The organism is Streptomyces sp. NPDC031365 (genome assembly GCF_055569765.1).
The window spans coordinates 32,820-51,923 of sequence record NZ_JBVIIM010000042.1 but is presented as its reverse complement, the minus strand read 5'-3'; the positions used below and the strand labels follow the sequence as shown (position 1 = coordinate 51,923).

Annotated in this window: 17 protein-coding genes; 8 read left to right on the top strand and 9 right to left on the bottom strand. The window is 68.3% G+C overall.

Translation table 11 applies throughout. From position 1 onward, the window contains the following. The first annotated feature begins 637 nt into the window (after positions 1 to 637). Both ACZ5C2_RS36000 and ACZ5C2_RS35995 read left to right on the top strand, forming a co-directional pair. A complete protein-coding gene (locus ACZ5C2_RS36000) occupies positions 638 to 1,228 on the top strand; it encodes a replication/maintenance protein RepL (protein ID WP_230216284.1) in 591 nt (196 codons plus the stop codon). A gap of 19 nt (positions 1,229 to 1,247) precedes the next feature. Beyond that, positions 1,248 to 1,643 carry a Fic family protein gene (locus ACZ5C2_RS35995; RefSeq protein ID WP_062012246.1) on the top strand — a complete coding sequence of 132 codons (396 nt, stop codon included), beginning with the start codon at positions 1,248 to 1,250 and terminating at the stop codon, positions 1,641 to 1,643. A gap of 196 nt (positions 1,644 to 1,839) precedes the next feature. On the opposite strand, the gene ACZ5C2_RS35990 is transcribed toward ACZ5C2_RS35995, so the two are convergent. Genes ACZ5C2_RS35990 through ACZ5C2_RS35980 form a run of 3 tightly spaced genes read right to left on the bottom strand, consistent with a single transcriptional unit; the run spans position 1,840 to position 6,695 of the window. Then, positions 1,840 to 3,888 carry a hypothetical protein gene (locus ACZ5C2_RS35990; protein ID WP_468800832.1) on the bottom strand — a complete coding sequence of 683 codons (2,049 nt, stop codon included), beginning with the start codon at positions 3,886 to 3,888 and terminating at the stop codon, positions 1,840 to 1,842. Positions 3,889 to 3,936: 48 nt separating this feature from the next. Next, positions 3,937 to 6,024: an ATP-binding protein gene (locus ACZ5C2_RS35985; RefSeq protein WP_468800830.1), complete on the bottom strand. Its 2,088-nt coding sequence runs from the start codon at positions 6,022 to 6,024 to the stop codon at positions 3,937 to 3,939. Further along, the gene (locus ACZ5C2_RS35980; RefSeq protein ID WP_230216276.1) at positions 6,021 to 6,695 is read right to left on the bottom strand and encodes a hypothetical protein; all 675 of its coding nucleotides are present in this window, start codon (positions 6,693 to 6,695) and stop codon (positions 6,021 to 6,023) included. The genes ACZ5C2_RS35985 and ACZ5C2_RS35980 overlap by 4 nt, the downstream gene beginning before the upstream one ends. A 376-nt stretch (positions 6,696 to 7,071) precedes the next feature. Between ACZ5C2_RS35980 and ACZ5C2_RS35975 the strand changes: the two genes are divergently transcribed. Beyond that, positions 7,072 to 7,791 (top strand): hypothetical protein, encoded by a 720-nt coding sequence (locus ACZ5C2_RS35975; RefSeq protein ID WP_468800826.1) that lies wholly within the window; start codon positions 7,072 to 7,074, stop codon positions 7,789 to 7,791. Positions 7,792 to 7,963: 172 nt separating this feature from the next. On the opposite strand, the gene ACZ5C2_RS35970 is transcribed toward ACZ5C2_RS35975, so the two are convergent. Further along, entirely contained in the window at positions 7,964 to 8,680 is a 717-nt protein-coding gene (locus ACZ5C2_RS35970) for a hypothetical protein (protein WP_468800823.1), read from the bottom strand. Between the two features lie 391 nt (positions 8,681 to 9,071). On the opposite strand from ACZ5C2_RS35970, the gene ACZ5C2_RS35965 reads away from it, so the two are divergent. Continuing rightward, the gene (locus ACZ5C2_RS35965) at positions 9,072 to 9,611 is read left to right on the top strand and encodes a hypothetical protein (RefSeq protein WP_468800821.1); all 540 of its coding nucleotides are present in this window, start codon (positions 9,072 to 9,074) and stop codon (positions 9,609 to 9,611) included. Positions 9,612 to 10,400: 789 nt separating this feature from the next. On the opposite strand, the gene ACZ5C2_RS35960 is transcribed toward ACZ5C2_RS35965, so the two are convergent. From ACZ5C2_RS35960 to ACZ5C2_RS35950, 3 genes are all read right to left on the bottom strand, one after another. Further along, the gene (locus ACZ5C2_RS35960) at positions 10,401 to 10,973 is read right to left on the bottom strand and encodes a hypothetical protein (protein WP_468800818.1); all 573 of its coding nucleotides are present in this window, start codon (positions 10,971 to 10,973) and stop codon (positions 10,401 to 10,403) included. Further along, a complete protein-coding gene (locus ACZ5C2_RS35955; protein WP_468800816.1) occupies positions 10,973 to 13,543 on the bottom strand; it encodes a DnaB-like helicase C-terminal domain-containing protein in 2,571 nt (856 codons plus the stop codon). Before ACZ5C2_RS35955 ends, ACZ5C2_RS35960 begins: the two co-directional genes overlap by 1 nt. Before the next feature lie 229 nt (positions 13,544 to 13,772). Then, entirely contained in the window at positions 13,773 to 13,982 is a 210-nt protein-coding gene (locus tag ACZ5C2_RS35950) for a hypothetical protein (protein WP_468800815.1), read from the bottom strand. Between the two features lie 492 nt (positions 13,983 to 14,474). Here ACZ5C2_RS35950 and ACZ5C2_RS35945 point away from each other — a divergent pair, with 492 nt between their 5' ends. From ACZ5C2_RS35945 to ACZ5C2_RS35935, 3 genes are all read left to right on the top strand, one after another. Further along, positions 14,475 to 15,125, top strand: coding sequence for a hypothetical protein (locus tag ACZ5C2_RS35945; RefSeq protein ID WP_468800812.1), 651 nt, complete (start codon positions 14,475 to 14,477; stop codon positions 15,123 to 15,125). A gap of 116 nt (positions 15,126 to 15,241) precedes the next feature. Then, complete coding sequence (locus ACZ5C2_RS35940; protein WP_468800809.1) at positions 15,242 to 16,444, top strand: hypothetical protein; 1,203 nt, start codon at positions 15,242 to 15,244, stop codon at positions 16,442 to 16,444. Further along, positions 16,437 to 17,015, top strand: coding sequence for a hypothetical protein (locus ACZ5C2_RS35935; protein ID WP_468800806.1), 579 nt, complete (start codon positions 16,437 to 16,439; stop codon positions 17,013 to 17,015). The genes ACZ5C2_RS35940 and ACZ5C2_RS35935 overlap by 8 nt, the downstream gene beginning before the upstream one ends. A 45-nt stretch (positions 17,016 to 17,060) precedes the next feature. Here ACZ5C2_RS35935 and ACZ5C2_RS35930 read toward each other — a convergent pair whose 3' ends face one another. Next, entirely contained in the window at positions 17,061 to 17,672 is a 612-nt protein-coding gene (locus ACZ5C2_RS35930; RefSeq protein WP_468800804.1) for a hypothetical protein, read from the bottom strand. A 127-nt stretch (positions 17,673 to 17,799) separates the two neighbouring features. Between ACZ5C2_RS35930 and ACZ5C2_RS35925 the strand changes: the two genes are divergently transcribed. After that, positions 17,800 to 18,156 carry a hypothetical protein gene (locus ACZ5C2_RS35925; protein WP_468800801.1) on the top strand — a complete coding sequence of 119 codons (357 nt, stop codon included), beginning with the start codon at positions 17,800 to 17,802 and terminating at the stop codon, positions 18,154 to 18,156. A 73-nt stretch (positions 18,157 to 18,229) separates the two neighbouring features. On the opposite strand, the gene ACZ5C2_RS35920 is transcribed toward ACZ5C2_RS35925, so the two are convergent. Then, a complete protein-coding gene (locus tag ACZ5C2_RS35920; RefSeq protein ID WP_468800798.1) occupies positions 18,230 to 19,084 on the bottom strand; it encodes a hypothetical protein in 855 nt (284 codons plus the stop codon). Positions 19,085 to 19,104 lie beyond the last annotated feature (20 nt).

The window sequence follows — 19,104 nt, the reverse complement described above, 5'->3', positions numbered from 1 at the left end:
ACCCACGCGCCAGCGCGGCGGCGCAGCCGACGCGCAGCACACACACCACAGCCGCCCCCAATCCCCGAAGCCCACCACCCCACCCACCCCCGCACTGGCCGGCGGTTCGCGGCAGGTAACTCCCCTTTGTGCAGGAGGAGTTGGGAAAGCAGAGAGGGCAGGGGGGAGGGAGTTGTGGCGGAGGCTCGTCTTTAGTTAAGAGGCGCTCGGGAAAAGTGGCCTCTGACCTGCGGCTTTGTGAAACCTAATGTCGGCGGCCACCGACATTAGGTGTGCTTGGATGTCGGTCCGTACCCACACTCAGCTTAGAAACATGCGTCTATGTACAACTCTCCGATGAGACATGCGAATAGACGCAAGTATTGCCCTCCAGGCTCAGCGGTCCGCAGCGCCGATCTCAAGAAGGCTTCCCTCACCGGATCACTACCCGGCGAGTTACATACGGACGCCGCGTCGGCAGCTAGCCGCGCGTGCGGACATGCCATCGCACGGGGGCGCGTAGGCCAGCCTCTGCGCCGATGTCGGCGACCGCCGACACAAACTTGCGACGAGTAGCAACTCTCCCGCGTGTAACATGCGGATGGTCGCAACTTTTGCCGTACAGTGCGCAGCACCTGTACGCGAAAGGATCATCTACATGGACGCAGCGGCAGAGGGTCTGCGCGCATGGCGCGCGAGCCCTCGACCTCAACCGCCCAAGCCTGTAAGGCCTGTTGAGAAGGATGGTGGCACCGATCTCGCGCGCCGGATTGCGGAGCAGTTCGGCAAGGGGCCCGTCCACGAGGTCAAGACGGTCGTCTACCGGCGCCCTCCTCACGACATGCTCGGCGAGGCCGGCTACTCCCTCGTCAGCAACTACTTCCTGCGGCGCGTCCTGCCGTACTGCCTGATGCACAACATCATCAGCAAGCTGCAGGCCGCCGTGCTGTCGAACATGATCGGCAGGCAGAAGAAGGGCAAGATCGAGTGCACACACGCTGAGATCGCAGCCGAGCTCGGCGTGAAGCGGACCAGCATCGGCCACGCCCTCGACGCGCTCTGCGAGAAGAACCTCATCCGCAAGGTCAAGAGGTCCTCCTACCAGCTCAACCCTCGCGTCGCGTATAACGGAAACGGCCAGGAGCAGCACGACTTCCTCGCCGAGTTGCGAGCACTCGTCCTCGACTCCAAGTTCCCCGACGAACTCGCACCCGAGCTCACGTTGTTCTCCCGAACCGAGCTCGGCTGACCGAAGGGATCCCATCGCCATGATGACCACCACGGACTTGCTGGGCATGCTGCACCAGCTGCAGCTGACCCCCACAGCGATCGATGTCCTCTCGGTGATGGTCGCGCACCAGGACCCCGGGGGCTCCGTCGGCATGAAGCAATCCGAGATCGACGAGATCCTCGGCGTGGGCCAGGCCTCCATGAGCCGCGCCATGGGACTGCTGGTCGACCGCGGCATCGTGCTGCGCTCCGGCGGCGGCCGCGGCCACCGCTACGCGCTCAACCCGGCCGTGGCCGGCTACGAGTCGCAACACGAGCTGGAGAAAGAGATGACCCAGCAGCTCGCCGTCGGCGGTCCTCCCCCGATCAAGGTCCCGGGCTACGCCAAGCGCCCGCCCAAGCCCGGCAAGGGCGGCCTCCACGCGGTCGCCTGATCGCTCTGAGACGCAGTGATGCCCCGGCCGTACCGCCGGGGCATCGCCGCACCTGTACGCGAAAGTGCGTCTCTCCAGTATGCCCGCCGGCCGTGTTGTCCCGCTTCCGGAGACGACGGCAGCAGCGTGAGATAGGCCTCTGAGGTCATCGGCAGCTCCACTCACCGTGGGAGTGCTGCCGGTGGGCGCTGCGCGGCTATGGAGCGGGGGCAGGGCGCAGCAGGTTGGGGTTCTCGCGGCCTCCTGGAATGCGGATGATGACGACGAGGCATGGTTCGGATTCGCCAGGACGTTGGACGGGTTCGATCCAAATACTGTCGAAAAGGTTGGCGGCGCCTTCGGCGTCGACGGTCTTGTCCAGGGCGAGCAGGATGGCGAAGCCGGCGTTCGCGTTTTGATATTCGGTGGCTTGGGCGACGTATTGGCGTAGTGCGGTTTCGCTGGCGTCGTCTTCTTCGATCTTGCATTCAACGTTGAATTGCACGGCGCCGAAGGAGACGAGAATGTCGGTTCTTCCGCCTGCCTTGTCGATCACTTCTGAGTTGATGACGCCGAATAGCGCTGAGAACTGCAGCACTTCCCGGTAGTGCTGGTGGAATAGGGCTTCGTCTACTTTCTGCTTCTTGCCGTCTTTATCCCGTTTGCGGAGGTACTCGGTGTAGGAGCCGCCCATCTTCCGGCCGATGTCGTAGCAGAGGTAGGCGTAGCGGATCGTGGTCTCCAGGAGAGCGGTAAACTCGTCGGCGATGCCCGGAAGCCAGTCGCGCGAGCCTTTGAGTCGGCTGAGGAGTCCGGCCCGGAGGCGGCCGTACTTGGGATCGGCGATGGCCGCGAGGACGTCGTCGTGGGTACGCAGGCCGAGCTCCAGGCGGTCGAGGACGTGCTCCGGCGTCTGGTCAACGAACGCGGCGAAGTCGTCCTCGAGTTGGTGTGCCAGCCGCTGCCAGCGTCGCGCTTTTCCCCGATCACCCGCCTGCTGATCGGTGGAGTTCTCGCTGATCGTGGTGCGTTGGAGGAGAGCGGCGTGGAGTCGCTGAGCCGCGGGATCGTTGCGGAGTTCCTCGTCGTGGGTCAGCGCGTGCTGGAGGAAACGCTGCCGGTGCTCGTTCTGGAGGAAGGCGTCCTCGATGACGGGCGCTACCAGGGTCTCCACGGCGGCGGCCGCTGGGGTGTCTGTGAGGACGGCGACCGTGTTCTGCGCGGTGTACGCGCGGAGAAGTGAGGTGAGGATGCCGTGGCCGCGTTCGTACCAGGGGTCATCGTGGGCGAGGTGCGCGGCGGCGCCGTCGAGCAGGACGGTGAGTTCCGACCAGGCGATTACGTCGTCCTGGCGTGGTCGTGCCCAGGCCGGGGTGCGGGTGCGGTAGCGATAATCCCGATAGAGGTGGAGGGTGTCGCGCAGGGTGGATGCGGCGCTGTGGACGCGTGCGGGGGCGTCGGGGGCGGACAGGCCGAGGACGGCTTCGATGGCGGCGTGGTAGAGCTGAGCGTCCAGGCGGTCGGGGTCGAGGGCGATCAGTTCGGCCAGCCGGTCCTGGGTTTTGCGCAAGTGCTCGGCCATGGGCGTGTACTGATCTTGTTCCAGAGCCTGGCGCAGGTCGCCGAGGGCGAGCTCGAAGGCGGCGTCCCGGCAGGTGTGGTCGAGCATCAGGCAGCGTTCGAGGGCCTCGCGGAGGCCGGCGCCGGGATGGTGGGCGTCGAGGACGCCGAGGAGGCGGGGCAGGCGGGTGGCCATGGCCTCGGGAAGTGCAGCCGGGTCCTCGGTTGCTTCGTCCATGGCACCGAGGAGACGTGCGGCCTTGGTGACGCCGGCCAAGGTGAGCTGGACGAGACAGTCCGCAGCTTCCACCCCGATGAGGGCCGCAGCGAGGTCGTCACCGGCGTCCTGGGCTTGCTGGAGGCGGGTAAGCAGGACGCGTGTCAGTGGAGTGCCGAGTTCACGTGCCAGGGCCGGGCGGCTGGCGAGGGCGTCGGTGGCGCTGGCCATGGCGGTGTGGTTGTTGTTGGTCCTCAGGCCGTTGAGGACGGCGTCGTACAGCGGCTTGCACGCTTCGGTACCGAAGGCGTCGAAGTGATGCGCGGTCGCCTGGATGAGGTGGGCCAGGAAAGGGCCCTGGGCGAGGTGGTCCGCGGCGGCGAGAACGGCGTCGAAGCCTCCGAGGTCCTCCACTGTCGGGCCGGCGCGCAGTTGGAGGCGGGAGGCGTGCGCGGCCCACTGGGCCAGGCGCTCGTCGATGACGTGCACGATGCCCTCCGCCTCCCTCGTCGTTGCTGGTTAATCCTGGTGGCCTTCCTAGAAGAGATGGCGTTTGTCAGGACCGGTCACGGTACGGTCCTCGGGGTAGAACTCCCAAACCGCGTCGTCGATCGACGTGATCACAATCTGGATGCCGGGGTCGTCTGCCGCGGTCTCGTAGAGGGTCTTGATGCACTGGCGCGCGTTCTCGTGGGAGAGCTCCTCGGCTGTGGGCGCGTCGATGAGCAGCAGACCGGGGTGGGACATGATGCCCCGTTTGCGTCCGACTTTGATCATGCCGACGATGGCCGCGATACGCATGCGCAGGCGGTCGGTAGGGCTGAATGCTTTGAAGGGGTGCTTTTTGCCGGTCTTGCGGGCGTTGAGGTGTCCCGCCAGGTTGAGGTCGACGCTGGTCAGGTTGGCCACGCCCAGGTCATGGGCGATGGCGACGATCTCGTCGTTCAGGTCGGTGAACAGGGCCTTGCTGTGGTCGGTGACCACCTCCGACAACGCCTCGGCGGCCGCCTCCAAGATGGCGTCGCTGTCGTCGGAGTCGTTCTCGGTGTCCGACGGGCTCGTCGTTGCGGTGACGTAGTCGCCGACCACCTCCGGCAGGCCGGTCCCGTTGCCGGTGGCGACTGCCAGAGCGCCGCGCAGCTGGTAGACGTCCTCCCGGGCGGATTCGAGTCGGGTGTACCAGTTGCCGGAGCGTGCCGCGGTAAGGCGGGCGTTCACCAGGTCGTACGCGGCACGGCTGTTGTCGCAGGCGGCGACAGCCGTCTCGACAGCCAGCCGGGCTGTGTCTTCAGCCGTGCGGGAGGCGTTCACCCGATCCTCCAGTCGGCTGAGCAGCGCTGCCCGCGCCTCTGGGTCGTCCTTCACCTCCGGCAGGGGGCTCGCGCACACCGAGCACCGGTGTGCGCTCTCTTCCGCGGCGCGCCGGGCGTCGTCGATCTCGTGGTCGCAGCGCGGGCAGGCCTCCGGCTCAAGCGCTCCCAGAAGGGCTTGGGCCGCACGGCTTTGCTGGGCCCTGCGGACGGCCCGTTCGTCCTTGAGACGGGCCTTGCGCGCGAGGTCGTGGCTTTCTTCAGCCTCCTGGAGAGCCGCCTGGTCGTGGGCGAGCCTTCGTGCGGCGGCATCGACGTCGGCGAGCAGGCCCGTCAGGTCAGGCTGGCCTGCTTCCAAGGCCGCCACCTTCACCTCGGCAGCCCTGAGCGCCTGGCGCAGCGGCTCGGTTTGCTGCTCGCGGGCTTTGGCATCCTCGCGCGCCCGGCGCTGAACGCGGTTGCTCTCCTGGGTGTCCTTCTTGCGGGCCGTGTTGATCTGGGTCAGCTCGGACGCGTAAGGGACGTCGAGGAAGAGCTGCATCAGCTTCACGGGGAGTTGGTTGTACGACGTGGGGCCCAGCAGGATGCTGCTGTTTCCTGCGTTCAGCGCGATGGCATAGAAGTAGCTTGCCCAGCCGTGCACTTGCTCCGCGCTGTCGCGGTTGCCGTCGGCGTCCTTCGGGGCGCCGGCCTCGGCCGCCCACAGGGACAGTGGTCGAAGGCCCAAGCGATCGAGCATGAAACGGTCGATGAGTTCCTTGACGCCGCCGGGCTCCGCAGTGGCCGCCACGCGTACGCCGGGACCGGTCTCCTGGGAGCCGTCGAGGGCTGTGAGGTGCTCGAGGGTGTCGGCGCTCAGGAGCCGGCAGCTGGGGCGCTCGGGTTTGTCGAAGGTCAGGCGGATGGAGGCCGCGACGCCGGCGACCTCGATATCTGCGCGGACGTAGGAGAACCAGTCCACTGTCTCCGACCGGCGGAAGGCTTCGAAGCCGTCGCCACGCAGGGCGTAGCTCAGCGCCCACAGAAGGCTCGACTTGCCGGCATTGTTCAGGGTGCTGGCGATCGCCCACGGCCCCGGCCCCAGCGTCATGTCGACGGTGAAGGGGCCGTCGTTGTCGTCCGTGTCGGTCTTGATGCCCTCGCAGTACAGCCGGTGCACGACCAGTTGCCGTCGCGCGGGCAGCGGCCTGGTCAGCTGAATGCCGTGGGCAGACAGGGCCTCACGGACCCTCTTCACGTCAGCGGACGGCACACGGGCGGCGATCTGTTCATACAGCTCGCCGTCGGACGGCACGGGCAAAGGCTGTGTGGTCACGCGGCGTCCCCCTGCTCTGCTTCGGCGCGCAGCCGGGCCAGGCGCGCGCGGGCCCGGTCGGCAATCGACGGGATGAACTCGTTCAGCGGGGTCTCGGCGTAGTCGCGCTGTAGGTACTGCCGTTTGCGCAGCGCCAGGGCGGAGTGCCCTGTGGCCTCGGCGAGCGCCCGGACGAGGCGGGCGCGCTCGGTGTACCAGGCCAGGACCGGGAACTGCTCCGTTGCCCGTTCGGCGAGATCGCGGCCCTTGGCCGTGAGGTAGTAGTTGTCCTGCAGCACCCGCTTGGCGGTGCGCCTCGGCACGACCACCACCAGGCGCGGGACGGCCAGGATGCTCATCGCCAGGTCGATGTACTCGAACGCCCCGAACAGGTAGCGCAGCATCGGGATGGCGCAGATCTCCGGCTCGTCCGAGTCCAGGATGCTGCCGGCCAGCTCCAGGTTGATGGCTTCCTTCTCGCGCTCGTAGTCGTTGAGAAGCTCATCGGCCAGGTAGTCCGGGTTACGCAGCCAGAAGTCGAGCTTCTGCAGCCGGCCCTCAGCGCGCAGCACAGCCACCGCATCCTTCGGCGCGGCCTGCTGCTCGGCTTCGTTCAACGGATCGGACACCGCCGCGATGAGCAGCAGAAGCCGAATCGCGTCGGAGAAGCGATCCCCCTCGTCATCATCCACTCACACACCGTAATGACCCGTGGTGTGATTGATCAATGCCTCTGCATGGGCGCTCCTGCTCGACGGGACGGTTAGTCGGCGACAACGGCCTGGTCCCCAGTTGTCAGTTACGGCGGCGTCGGACGCTGCGCAGCCACTGGCCCAGGGCCGAGCGCTGGTCGTCCTCTCCTGGTCCCGGCGGCGGGAACGGAGGAAGCGGTGGCGTCGGAGGCCGTGAGAGGCGCGAGGCTCCGCGTGCGGCCCGGTGAGCGCGGCGTAACCGCCCGTACTGCTCTTCCAGTTGTGGTTGACGACTTGGTCCGCCTGGCGTGAGAACCGCTCGGCTGATCGGGGTGGGACACTTCGTCGGTACGTGGCGATCTAGGGAGTTCAGAGCATGGTGGCAGGTGCCCTCGACGGACCGGTTCCGGAAGCAGCCCCACGTGGGCAACAGGTCCTCGAGCGCCTGAACCAGGCAATCGACGCCCAGCTCCCCCTGGCGCGCAAGAGCATCGCTCGGGCCCGACGGCGGAACCCGGATGCGACACCAGCACAGGTCATCCGCGACCTGGAGTGGAAGTACATCAGGGCCCTTGCCGGGAGAGGCGCCGTAACTGGAGCAGCTGCCGCCGCGCCCGGCCTCAGCACGGGATCCGTCTCGGCAGGTGAGGCTCTCTCGTCTCTTCAGCTGAACACCCTTTTCGTGGTCTCGATCGCCGAAGTCCACGGAGTCGACGACGAGGACGAGCGCCTGCGAACGATCGTGAGGGGAATCGTGCTCGACGGGATCGGCTCAGCCACCATTCCCAGGATCGCCGCGCGTACCGGACCGCACTGGGGACGGCAGGTGGTCGCCAAGGTTTCTGTCGCGAGGCTGCATCAGCTCAACGGGATCATGGGAGAGAACTTCTTCACGAAGTACGGGACCAAAGAGGGAATCGTTGTGCTCGGCCAAATTGCACCGCTCGGTTTCGGTGCCGTGATTGGTGGTAGCGCCAACGCTGCCCTCGCCGCTCTGCACGTGGGGGCCGCTCGTCGCGCATTCGGCCCTCCCCCGACGTCGTGGCCTACGCCGAGGCACGGTACGCCGCTCACGTCCGAGGACTCGCTCGGCTGACCCCCGGAGTGCTTGCAGCGCACTGGGGCCGACGCTGGTGGCGGAGCCAGCCACGACGCCGAACGCACTGGCGCCCCGGCGTCGGAGGGCGGGCGCCGTATCCGGACGACTCCAGCCTGCCGCAACAGATCTGGACGACCAGGGCCGACGTCCCGGGCGTGAATCGTGAACCCTACGGCTGGTGGTGCTCCCGCCAGGCGCGGCACAGGTCGTTGAACTCCTCCTGACGTTCGGCAAGGAGATCCTGGGGCCGCTGCAGGTGGCAGTCCAGGATGTGCACACCCTCCTGGAAGGGCTCGAAGCCGATCCGCTCCCATACGCGGCCCAATTTGGCGGCGGCTTCGCGATGCTGGTCTTCGGTCAACTCGCGGCCGTCGGCAGATCCCGGCTCGCACGCCACCGCGACACAACCTTGCGAGAGGCGGCGGATAGCGGCACCTGCCAATACCGGGCCCAGACCCAGTCCGCGCCACGGTGGTTCCAGGATGACCCGGTCCATGACGAGCAGGTCACCGACGGGGTGCGCAAGCGCGGCCTCGAAGGCCGGCTCCCATCGGCCGTCAGCAACGTCCAGCACCACCTCGCCGATGCGGGAGACGTCCCCGGTGTAGGAGTCCATCGCCTCGAAGGGATGGTCCGGGCCGAACATCCGCACCCGCACGAACGACATCCTGCCCACCGTGACGTCCTGCACCGCGTCCAGCGACTCCTGGTCCATCTCGCTGTAGGCGGCCAGGTCCTCCGCCAGGACGTCCGCGTCGATCCGGGCGGACACCGTCCACACCTCCAGCGTGTTCTCGAACTCGTACGCCTGGACGGGGTGTTCGTGATGGTAAGCGAGGCTAATCAACGATGGATCGACGGGCAGCTGGGCAATCTGGGGAGCCAAGAGGGTCACCGTGCCAGCGTAGTTCTGTCCGGCCGGCGCATGCCGGGGAACAGCGCGCTCTCACCCTTCGGCGAGGCTCGCATGCAGCACCCGTGGTTGACGCACGACGCTGATCTCTTGGCGTCTCGACCTCATGGCCGGTCTCACTCCGCGCCGACGAGGCTGAACACGTCGGCGTCGGCGCCTTCGCCGATTGTCATCAGCCCGACCAACAGCCTTGCCGCGGCACACTCCGCCACGGGTTGCCCGGGCGAGCCCCCTGCCGGATCGGACCGTGCCAGACTTGTCCGGGATGCCAAAGGCTTGCAGCAGATCTCGCATCCTGCGGCCGGGGCCGACCAACACGGGTCATGGACCGTGACAGTCGGCTGACCGTGACTGGGAAGGCGGCATGGCGAAGAGGTTCGAGAGTGCCGGCGTGGTGCTGGGTCCGGTCGGCGGCCGGTCGGCGGCGTTGTGCCGGTTCGCCGGTCACGTCAACGCAGAGCGCAGCGAGGCCACCCTCGCTGTGGTCGACGCGGCCCTGGCCTACGCCGAGGAGCTGGATGGCCTGGTCGACGTCCGCGAGTTGCTGGAGCTGTGGAAGCTGGCCCACCTGTGGGGCCACCCGGAGGTTCCCAACTTCGAACGGCCTCCATTGAGCGCAGTGAACACGGCGGTCGCCGGCCACCTGCAGAGCCTGCTGGAACAGTTAGCGCCGGAGCATCTGCGGGAGCTGGGGATCGCGCTGTCGGTGAGCGGCGAGATGGTGGCGGTGGCGCTGGAACTGGTGGAGGAGGCGGCAGCCGGACGCCGTGAATTCCAGGCGCGGACGATGGCGGAGTACGAGGCCGAGAGGCGGCTGGACGACGACCGGGTCGGCGACGCCGTGGACGTGCTACTGCTGGAAGCCCCCGGCGACTGGCCCTGGTCTGGGACGTTGCTGACCTGATCGCGTACGCGGCAGAGCTGTCGGCGGTGGACGTGCTGCCCGCCCCTCTGCTGTGGCAGGCCCCCGGAGCCGACCACATCTGTGCCAGCTCGCGAGTCCCCGTGCCGGGAACCGACCTCCTGGTGTGGACCAAGATCGACCCGGCGCCGTTCGACTCACGCCCGCTATGGAGCCAGGCCGCGAGGCTGGGACTATGGCGCTGGTCGCTCGACTGGCAACGCGCGGACGGCACACCCGTGCTCTACACGGGCGGGCGTGCCCCGAGTCCGGCCGCCGCACGCTGGCGAGCCCAATGGGCAACGCAGAACCTGCTCACCGACCCCTATCGGGCCAAGAGCCCCGTGACGGGCGATCCACTGATCACCCCACACTGAACACAAAATCTGCGACGGCGTGACTGACCGACGAGGACGCTGGTGCGGTGGTCCCCCGCATGGAGCGTCGGGCGTGCGTCCGGGGGGTGGGCGTCGTACGGTCCGAGTGCCCGGCTCGGACAGGACGGCCGGAATTTGCGGTCCCGCGTTCCTTCGCACGTTGCGCGGGACCGCTCCCTGTCCTCGAGGAGGAAGAGGCGCGAGCGCTCGGCTGATCGGACCTGGGTCCTCGCCACCTGTGTACCTCAGCCGGGCTCGCGCCCGGGGTGCCGAGAAGCTCGGTCACACGCTGCTCGGCGTTCACGGCCGTCTCTGTGTACACGGCGATCAGCGGTAACTTCCGCCGTTCCGGGGGGTGGCTCATGCTGTGGATTCCCTTGCTGCGACGGCTGGTTCGACTGCTGCGTGCCTGCTGCTACCGGACTTCGACGGAGTACGAGGCGCCGGGGAACTCCCATCCGTCGGTGCCTTCGCCGATGTCCTCGACGATGACGTCGTCGATGAAGTGGTCCTCGAACTCGTCGTCGGTGAGTTCGCCGGCGAGCCAGAGCTCCTCGATCTCGTCCCAGTGGCCCCGGCTGCCGTCGATGCGCAGGGGTGCGGCGTCCGGGGTGCCGCGCGTACGTTCGTCGTCGCCGGTTTTGACGACGCCGCTGATCTCGTACTGGCCCCGCTTGATGTGGTCGGGGATCAGGTCGGCGGGGACGATGGCCGTGTTCTCGTACGCGGTGTGGATGATGTCGCGGTAGCTGCGGCGGATGTTGTACTCGGCGTCGGACAGCCAGTTGATGAGGGTCTTGGTCGTCACGTGGAGACCGGCGTCCTCCAGGGCCTGCTGCCCCCGGTGGGTGGCGGTGAGCTGGCTGAGCTGGGCGTGCCAGTGCTTGGCGGTGTACGAGGACAGCCGGTGGCGGGGGGTGACCTGGGAGCGCAGGAGATCGTTGAGGGCGGCGCCCAGGGAGTTGCCGCGGCCTGTGGGGCCAGCCATCAGTCGTCACCTTCGGGGATGATCTGGCCGGGCTGGACGAACTTGCGCTTCACTTCGCCGAAGCCGGTGCCGATCCGGTAGGTGGACGGGGGTGTGCCGGGCGGAGTCCAGAAGATGGCCTGGTCGACGTTGCGCAGCGCGACGAGGGTGTGCCCTTCCTGGACGGCCTTGAAGGCGACAGTCCAGTGGCGGACGGAGGCCTCGGCGACCATGCTCATGCGCCAGTCCGGGCGCCAGAACGGGGAGCGCTGTTCGGCGCGCTTGGGCCACAGCAGGCGCAGCGCGATGGACAGCCGGGTCTTGTACGCCTTGTAGGGGTCGCCGCCGACCTGGACGAGCTCGGTCCGGGCCTTGCGGGTGGCCTCGTAGAAGGGCTTGAAGAGAGTTTCGTTGGCCCTACCGGTCCAGGAGTCGTGAATGGTCGGCATGGCGGCGAGGTGGCCCGCCCGGACGAGTTTCTCCAGCTGCTTGATGTGGGGGGTGGTGACCCAGACGCGGCCGTTCTCGTCGGGTCGGTCGATGATCCGCCCCAGGGGGTGCGGCATGTCGGTGCGGTTCCACTCCGGGATGTCGATGAGGTAGATGCCGGCTCCGGCTTTGTCGTACGCGTCGAGCGGGCCGGTGTGCAGGAGCTTGTTCGGGGCAAGGGGGACGGCCGAACAGGCGGAGGGGAAGCTGCCGTTGCGGTCGATCAGGCACAGCACGCCCTCTCCGAAGGAGTCGGGCACGTCGAGCTGGTCGCGCCGGACGCGCTTTCCGTTCGCCCGGATGTGGGGAACACGGGTGGCGGTGACGTCGGGGTGGACCCAGCGGGGCTCGCCGTCCATGTGCTCGCTGATCAGAGTCCACGGGGCGCTGTCGCGGGCCTCGGTGCGGATGACGGGGATCGGGTGCATCTTCGAGCGGCCGACCGCGTCCTTGAGGATCTTCAGGGCCGGGAAGACGTGGCCCTCGGGCTCGTCCTCCTCGTCCCCCGGCGCCAGACCGTCCTCGCCGTCTTCCTCGTCTTCCGTTACGTCATCCTGTCCCTGGCCGCTGGCTGCCGGGGCGTGCACAGGGGCACCGGCAGCAGCGCCCTGACCGGCGCTTCCGGCAGTGTCGGCGGACATGGGCGTGGTGAAGGGCCGCAGTGCGGCGGCGAGGCGGTGCCCTTCGTGAGTGTCCGGCATCTCCGATACCGCTGCGGCGGCCTGGAGCAGCGACGGCAGGATCTCCTTGAGGGCGTCCTGGTCGCCGCCTGCGACTGCGGTCCGCCATGCCGCCAGCTCGTGGGTGAGGGCGGCGGGGATCCCCTGGTGTCCGCCGGATGTGTAGGGAAGGGCGGCTTCTGCCAGTTCCAGCGCCGCGGTTCCCGTTCCGCCGGTGCCGGGCGCGAGACCTGGGCCCGCCGGGCTGTGGGCGCGGTCGGTGGGTCCGGTTCCTGCGTCGAGGAAGCGGGCGTGGAGCAGGTCGGGCTGCAGGTATGCCGAGCCGATCGTGCCGAAGTCGCGTTCAGTGACCGTCACTTGGACCTTGCCCAGGTCGGCGGTCGCGGTGAGCGTCACAACGACGTCGGCGTCCAGGAGTGCCAGGATCGTGGGGTCGTCGCTGTCCACGACGGCGAGGACCGGTACGTGCAGGGTGCGTGCGAGGCCAGCCAGGACCTGGGAGGCATCCGGGAGACGCTCTCCGGACAGCGGGAGGCGGGCGCTGTGGGCGGCCTGGAGGCGGTCCACGACCACGAGGGCCAGGCCCTCCATGTGCGGCGCGGTTTCCGCGATGTCCTCGGGCGTCAGGTTGGTGCCGTCATCGATCATCAGCAGGTCGCCCGCCTGGACCACCTGCCGGGCGACCTGCTGCTCCTGCTCGGTGAGGCGGCCCTGCTTCAGGCGCGGGTAGTCGCCGCCGGACTCGGCGGAGATGATCCGGCGGAAAATGTCGTCCCTGTTGGGTCCGGACGCCGCGTAAAGGACCGTGTGGCGGTCGACGAGCGCGGTCTGCCGTGCGGCGGCAAGACCCAGCAGGCTCCCGCCGACGTTCGGGGCGGCCGCCACGAGCGTCAGCCGGCCCGGCTGCAGACCGCCCGTCGCGGCGTCCAGGCCGGGCAGCCCGAACAGGGCTCCGCCGACCGGGCCGTCGGTGAGTACGGAACCGATGGCGTCGCCCAGCGTGGCGAGCCTGCGCGGCGCGCTGCTGCGGTCCTGGTTGCCTTGGCTGTTCACCGCACCTCCTGCGGTCGCCGCGCCGGGGTGCGCGGCCGTGTCGGATGAGAGGGCACTTGAAGCGGGGTCGGCGGGGAGCAGTACCGCGACCGGCGTGGTGTTGCGAAGGAGGACCTGCGGTTTGCCCTGCGCTGCCAGCGTCACGAGGTCACCGAGGTCCTTCTGTGCCGAGCTCAGCACGTGGGCCGGGAAGGCATCGGTCTTCCGGGCTGCCGGGAACCGGTCCAGCGGAGCAAGCAGAGCGCGCACCTTGTGCTTGGTGATCACCGTGGTGCGCCCCTCCTCTTCGACGAGCTTGACCAGCGAGTACAGGCTGTTCCGCGCTGCGGTCGCGCTGATCGCCCGCTCTTCCTGCGGCGACTGACTCACTCACCCTCCTAAAACACTCAACTCCCCAGCATGATATCAGAATCCACTCATTCAATTGAGGAAAGTCACTATGTTTTTTGAGAATCTCACTCATTATTGGCAGCCTTGTGATGTGAGTTGACGGGCCGGGTTGCCGCAGGGGGCGATCAGCAGCCGACAGCACGGAGGCCGGGCCCCGGCCTCCGCTCCACACCGTCCGCAGACGATCACACCCGCCGAACCGGCGGGCTCAGCCCCCCGTCGCCGACTCCTGTTCTTCGGGCGTTTCCCTGTACGCGAGGTGCCCGACGGCGGAGTGCGCCTTGCTCGGCCTGCCGTGGAGCGCACCCGCGAGATCCTTCGCCGCGTCGGAGGACTCCGTGAAGCGCTCGAGCAGCTCGTCGAGAGGGTCGCCCCGGAAGTCGCTCCTCAGCAGCCCCTTGTCCTGCAGGCCCTGCACAGGCCGCGGTTCTGGAGGGCACGACCGAGTTCGACGACGAGCCCGAAGAAGAGCTGCGTGGCCCGGGAGGCCAGGCCGCCCGCGTCCGGCTCGCTCTCGGCCTGCAGGGTGCAGAGGTGACCCGGCCAGCACTGCGAGGACGATCGCCTCCTCCTCGAGGAGCTTGGCCGCCAGGGACTGCTGGCACGGCGCACAGCGGTCGATACACGCGCTGGTCAGTGCCGACGCGGTCCGCATGTCCGGCGCGGTCTCCACGCCCCACCGTGTGGGGTCGGTCGGCTGAAGGTCCGCGGCCGACGGGCCGCTGTCGTGCTGGTGGAGGGCGCTGGCGGCGCCGGGGCGGGTTCGGGTGCGGAGTGATCATTGGCGCGTTGCGCCGACGCGGCGGGTGGAAGTTCGGAGCGGGTCCGGGTTGAGGCGCACCCCCTCCCCGCGTCGCTTCGCGCCGCGTGAGTGATGAGGTTTGCAAACTAGGAATGCCATGATGAGCGCATGGAGAAGCTGGGTAAGCATCAGGTCACCGCGAAGGTCCGTCTGGAGACGCGGGAGCGCCTGACGGAAGAGCTGAAGGCGCAGAGGAAGTACCGGGCGGAACTTGAGAGCGACGATCGGTGGAGTGTGGCAGGCCTGAGTCGTCAGGATGCGAAGAAGGTGCGGGCCTCGCGGCGGGGTGAGCTGGAGCGGCTGCGGAAGGCCGGCGAGCTGCTCGACACGGTCGATGTGCTCGCCATACACGGTATCGAGTTGGAGTTGAGGGCCCGCGGCTGGTGGGACCGGCGGTGGCCGCCGGTCCCGGGAGAGGCGATGGACCCAGGGCGGTGGCCCGGGTCGCGCGATGGCGGCTACCCCAAGTCGGTGCCGCTGCGGCTACCTCAGCCGCTGGCGCGGAAGGTGTACGCGGCCTGCTGGCACACGTCGGCGAAGTCGATCGAGGCGCTGCTGGCGTGGCGAGACCGGCACCCGGGGATGGTGCCAGCCCGGTTCTATGACGACCTGGACGACTTGCCGGACCCGCTGAGGGAGTACGCCCGGCTCGCCAGCGACGTGACCACGGTTGGTGATGTGTGGCGGGGCGGGTTGGATCGCGGGATCGACGCCGCAGCCGCGCTCCGTGCCAGTCTCCGTACCAAGTTTGCAAACTAGAAAAGCACTGGTCACAGCCCTAAGCGCGCTTGCGTGGTGGGCGTCGAACGGCTACCGTCCTCCTAGGAGACGGCGATGCCGAGGACGCCGCCCAACCCCCGTAGAGGAGACGCAGCGTGACGGAGCAGCAGCTGACGCCGGACCAGAAACCGCAGGAGCCGGTCTGGTACCCCCGCTGGAACAAGGTCCCGTGGTCCCTGGCCTCCAAGACCCAGTTGAGCCGGGCCGACCTCCCCCGCGAGCCGGTCGGCCCGGTCCGCGGCTACGTGACCGGCCGCGACTTCCGCGACAAGGGGACCGAGATCGCGCTGTACGCCGTGAAGGAGTCGCGGCCGACGAAGGCCACCGGCGGGCAGCTGGCGGCCGCGGAAGCGCGCCGGTCGGCGACGGTCCGGGTGTGCACGGACTGCGGGGCGAACTGCCAGCTGCCGCTGTCGGAGCGGCGCGGCCGACACCTGTGCCCGATGTGCTGGCGGATCGCGACGGTCGTCGACTACCAGATCGAGCTGCGCGAACGCCGTGCGGAGAACGCGGCCTGGGCACGCGGTCTCCTCGAGGGCGGCCCGCTGGCGGTGGTGTGGGTGGAGGTGATGGAAGCCGAGCCCACACCGTCCGGCCGCAAGAGGCCACCGCTGGCGGCCCGGGTGCACGCCGTGGACGAGAACGGCAAGAAGCTGCTGAACATGCTGGTCCGGCTGGCCGGACCTCGTATGCAGGGCGCCCCAGCCGACGCGCTGACGCCGGAGGACGGCAGGCGGAAGTTGGAGCGGGCCTTCAAGGGCCGCCGGCGCGCGGCCTGGGGCCCGCTGGGAGACGTCATCGCGAGGTTGGGCGAGCTCGGTCACCCCGTCCAGTTGGAGCCCGCGCCGTCACAGTCGCCGATCACATGGCACTCCTACCGGCGTACCTGGGACAACTCCGTAGCCGGTCGATACGCGCAGTGGCGCGGCGAGCTGGACCCGGCCACCGGCGCACTGCGCACACCGTGGTCTCCGGGCACGGCCGATCGACTCTGGTTGTGCCTGCGGCGCATGGCGGACACCGTTGATGCGGGCCGTCCTGGCACTAGCCACGGCGTCCGCCAGACGCCCTCGCAGCGCCCCAGGGGCGCGTACGAGGTGCGGGTGGCGGTGACGGGTCCGGCCGGGGCTGGCGAGGCTCTGGCGCAGCTTCTGACCGCTCAGGAGGCCCTGGAGCCCGCCTCCGTCGTCGGGCCGGTCCCCAGCCGCGAGGTACCGGACGCAGTCGTGACCTACATGGCGGGCCGCCCGGACGTCTTCATGCCCACCACTGCAGTACAGGAGGGCAGCGATGCCTGAGACCACCATCCGACCCGTGCCGCGCGGCACTGCCTTCTCGCTGATCCGGGCGACTGCACTCGATGTGGCAGCTCACCATGATGAGGAAGGCCAGCCGCCCGCCAACTGGGAGATGTACAACTCCCTGACCGCCGCGCTGAAGTGCTGGCACGCTGCCGACTCCCTGCGGGAGGACTCGCTGCTGCTGACCGAATGGCTGGCATGCGAACTGGTCGCCTACGTGTACCAACAACTCGGCCAGGACCGGGACCGGTTCGACGACTGGCTGCGTGACCACGGTGACGAGGTGAGCCAGGCCCAGCAGCACGCGCACCCGGCCGGCCCCACCACGGTGGAGATCATGTCGGTGGTTGCCGAGGACTTCGCCGCCCGCCCGGCCGGGCCTGGCTCACAGGCGCGCCTTCTCCGGATCGCGGCGCCCTATCTGCTGTACCTGCGAGAGGGCCAGGAGGTGGAGGACGCGCGGGAAGTAGCCCTGACCCTCGCCCTGTGGGCGGGCCAGCAGCTGGCGGTGCTGATGGGCCACGACGGCGAACGGATCAAGTCCTACACGGACACGCGTACTCGCTGAGAGCCGCACGCTTCACCTCGGACTGCTGATTCGGGCAGCGTCCGTTCACGGCGTCTCTTCCGTGTCCGCCTCCATGTGCTTGGCGAACTTCTCGTGTGCGCTCTGCTTGCTCATCATGAGCGGGCCGGAGATCTCGTCCCAGGAGAAGCCGCCCTTCCTGGCCGCGCGCACGGCGTCCCTCTGCCACGCCTCGACGTCCATCAGCAGAGTGGTGGCCGCGTAGGCGGCGAGAAGAGGACGTGCGGGTTCGCTGCCGTTGTTGAAGGTGCCGGTCAACTCGTCGAAGGCAACGACCAGGTCGCTGGTGAGCCGCTGCAGGCGTTGCGTCAGCATGCGGGACATGCTGATCTCGCAGTGCCGCTCCCACTCCTGCTTCAGCTGTACGTCGCATGCGTCGGGGTCGGCGAAGTTGACCGGGCGACGGGCTCCCCGCCACCCGCAGTAGCAGATGACGCGCAAGCCCTGCGCCTTCCGTCGTCCCTCCTTGCCGTCGTACTTGTAGGACCACGCCCAGTTCACGCGCCGCGCCCAGGTCTCCTCGGCATCGTCGAACGTGTCCTTCTCGCCGTCCGTTCCGTCCGACAGCACGGCCACCACCCATCCCTCGTGGTCGCCGCCTTCGCTCTCGTTCTCACCCTCCGCGTACAGCCAGCCCATGACCCCTCCTCGACTCGATGACGACCAGTGGAGCCGTCAGGCAATCCTGACGATACAGAAAACGTCAGGAGTTCGTGACGATTCTGAGGTACAGGGCTCGGCGTTCGAACGGCAGTACCGTTAAGGCGTGGCGCAGAAGGACGAGACGTACGACTTCCCGCAGGACCTCATCGAGGCCCAGGACGAGCTTGACGAGGTACGAGGCGAGCTGAAGCCCCTGCTCAAGAAACAGCCCTGGTCCCTGGAGCCGCTGCCCGCGTGGACCACCCCTGATGGTGCATGGCGCGCCTCCTCCCGCCCTGCTTCCCCGGGCTGGGATCCGGCGGACCAGCAGCGCATCGCCGCACTGCGGGCACGTGAACTCGAACTCGTCACCCTGATCCTCTGCCACAGCTTCTGGAAAGGGGTCGACGGGTACGAACGTACGGCGGCCCGCGACAAGCTCAAGCACCACCGCCAGCAGACGAAGACGGCCGCGTCCTAGACCTCTGCGGTCCCCACCCGGACAGTCCCCGTGCGGCAAGATCCGCGAGCCGGTCGAAGGCCTCGCCGGTGCCTCAGGACGTCGCGTGCGCGCAGTCCTCGCCGGGGAGGATGGTGTAGATGAACGTGGCGCAGTAGTCGAAGCCGTCCGTCCCGGTGTTGACCCGGTGGTAGGGGCCGCTGCTTTTCATGTAGATGTGGACGTCCCGGCGCGCGGCGACGTCGGTACTGCTGACGCGCCAGGAGATGTCGAGATCTCGGCCCGTGTAGCGGGGGTTGTCCGTGTCGCGGGTCGGAAGGACCCACCACGTGAGGTCACGGCCCTGGGGGTCGGTACCGCGGCACCGGAAGGTGATCGTGTTGCCTGGGTGCAGCACCGCTCCGGTCCGAAGCGAGACCCCGTGCTCCATGGGGTCCGGCGGGAAGCTGTCGATGCAGTTCCCGAGGCTGTCCGTGACGCTGTCGATCCGCGCGAAGTAGTCCCCGGTCGGGTCCTGACTGCTCATATAGATGGTCACCCTGTTCCGGATCTCCCCGGCGATGCCGCTCAGGAGTTCCTCTTCGAAGGGAAGCAGATCCCGGCTGTGGGCCACGGAGTTGCGCAGTGCTTCGAAGCGGCTGAGCAGCCCCAACGTCTCGCTCTGATTGCCCAACGCGGGCTTGAAGTCCGCCCAGTACTTCTTCAGCAGGGCGAGGATGTCGAAGAACTGGGCGTACGCCAGCTCGCTGCTCGGTACCGAAGCGACCCCGCGTCGTGTGCGTCGGCCGGCCTCTTCATCCCGGATCCCCCGGATCTTGACCGCCCGCTCCTCGGGGAACACGTGGGAGACCCAGTCCTTGCCCAGCTTCTTCGCCAACACCGTGGCGATCAGGCTCCGCAACGCCTTCTCACACGTCGCCAGCGCCTCCGCCGGCTGCATCTGTGGCATCGGTTCCTCCACCCCGTGTG

Excerpts from the sequence above, each read along its gene's own strand:
- ACZ5C2_RS36000 (WP_230216284.1), top strand. The coding sequence starts at position 638 with ATGGACGCAGCGGCAGAGGGTCTGCGCGCATGGCGCGCGAGCCCTCGA.
- ACZ5C2_RS35995 (WP_062012246.1), top strand. The coding sequence starts at position 1,248 with ATGATGACCACCACGGACTTGCTGGGCATGCTGCACCAGCTGCAGCTG.
- ACZ5C2_RS35975 (WP_468800826.1), top strand. The coding sequence starts at position 7,072 with ATGGTGGCAGGTGCCCTCGACGGACCGGTTCCGGAAGCAGCCCCACGT.
- ACZ5C2_RS35965 (WP_468800821.1), top strand. The coding sequence starts at position 9,072 with ATGGCGAAGAGGTTCGAGAGTGCCGGCGTGGTGCTGGGTCCGGTCGGC.
- ACZ5C2_RS35960 (WP_468800818.1), bottom strand. The coding sequence starts at position 10,973 with ATGGCTGGCCCCACAGGCCGCGGCAACTCCCTGGGCGCCGCCCTCAAC.
- ACZ5C2_RS35945 (WP_468800812.1), top strand. The coding sequence starts at position 14,475 with ATGGAGAAGCTGGGTAAGCATCAGGTCACCGCGAAGGTCCGTCTGGAG.
- ACZ5C2_RS35935 (WP_468800806.1), top strand. The coding sequence starts at position 16,437 with ATGCCTGAGACCACCATCCGACCCGTGCCGCGCGGCACTGCCTTCTCG.
- ACZ5C2_RS35930 (WP_468800804.1), bottom strand. The coding sequence starts at position 17,672 with ATGGGCTGGCTGTACGCGGAGGGTGAGAACGAGAGCGAAGGCGGCGAC.
- ACZ5C2_RS35920 (WP_468800798.1), bottom strand. The coding sequence starts at position 19,084 with ATGCCACAGATGCAGCCGGCGGAGGCGCTGGCGACGTGTGAGAAGGCG.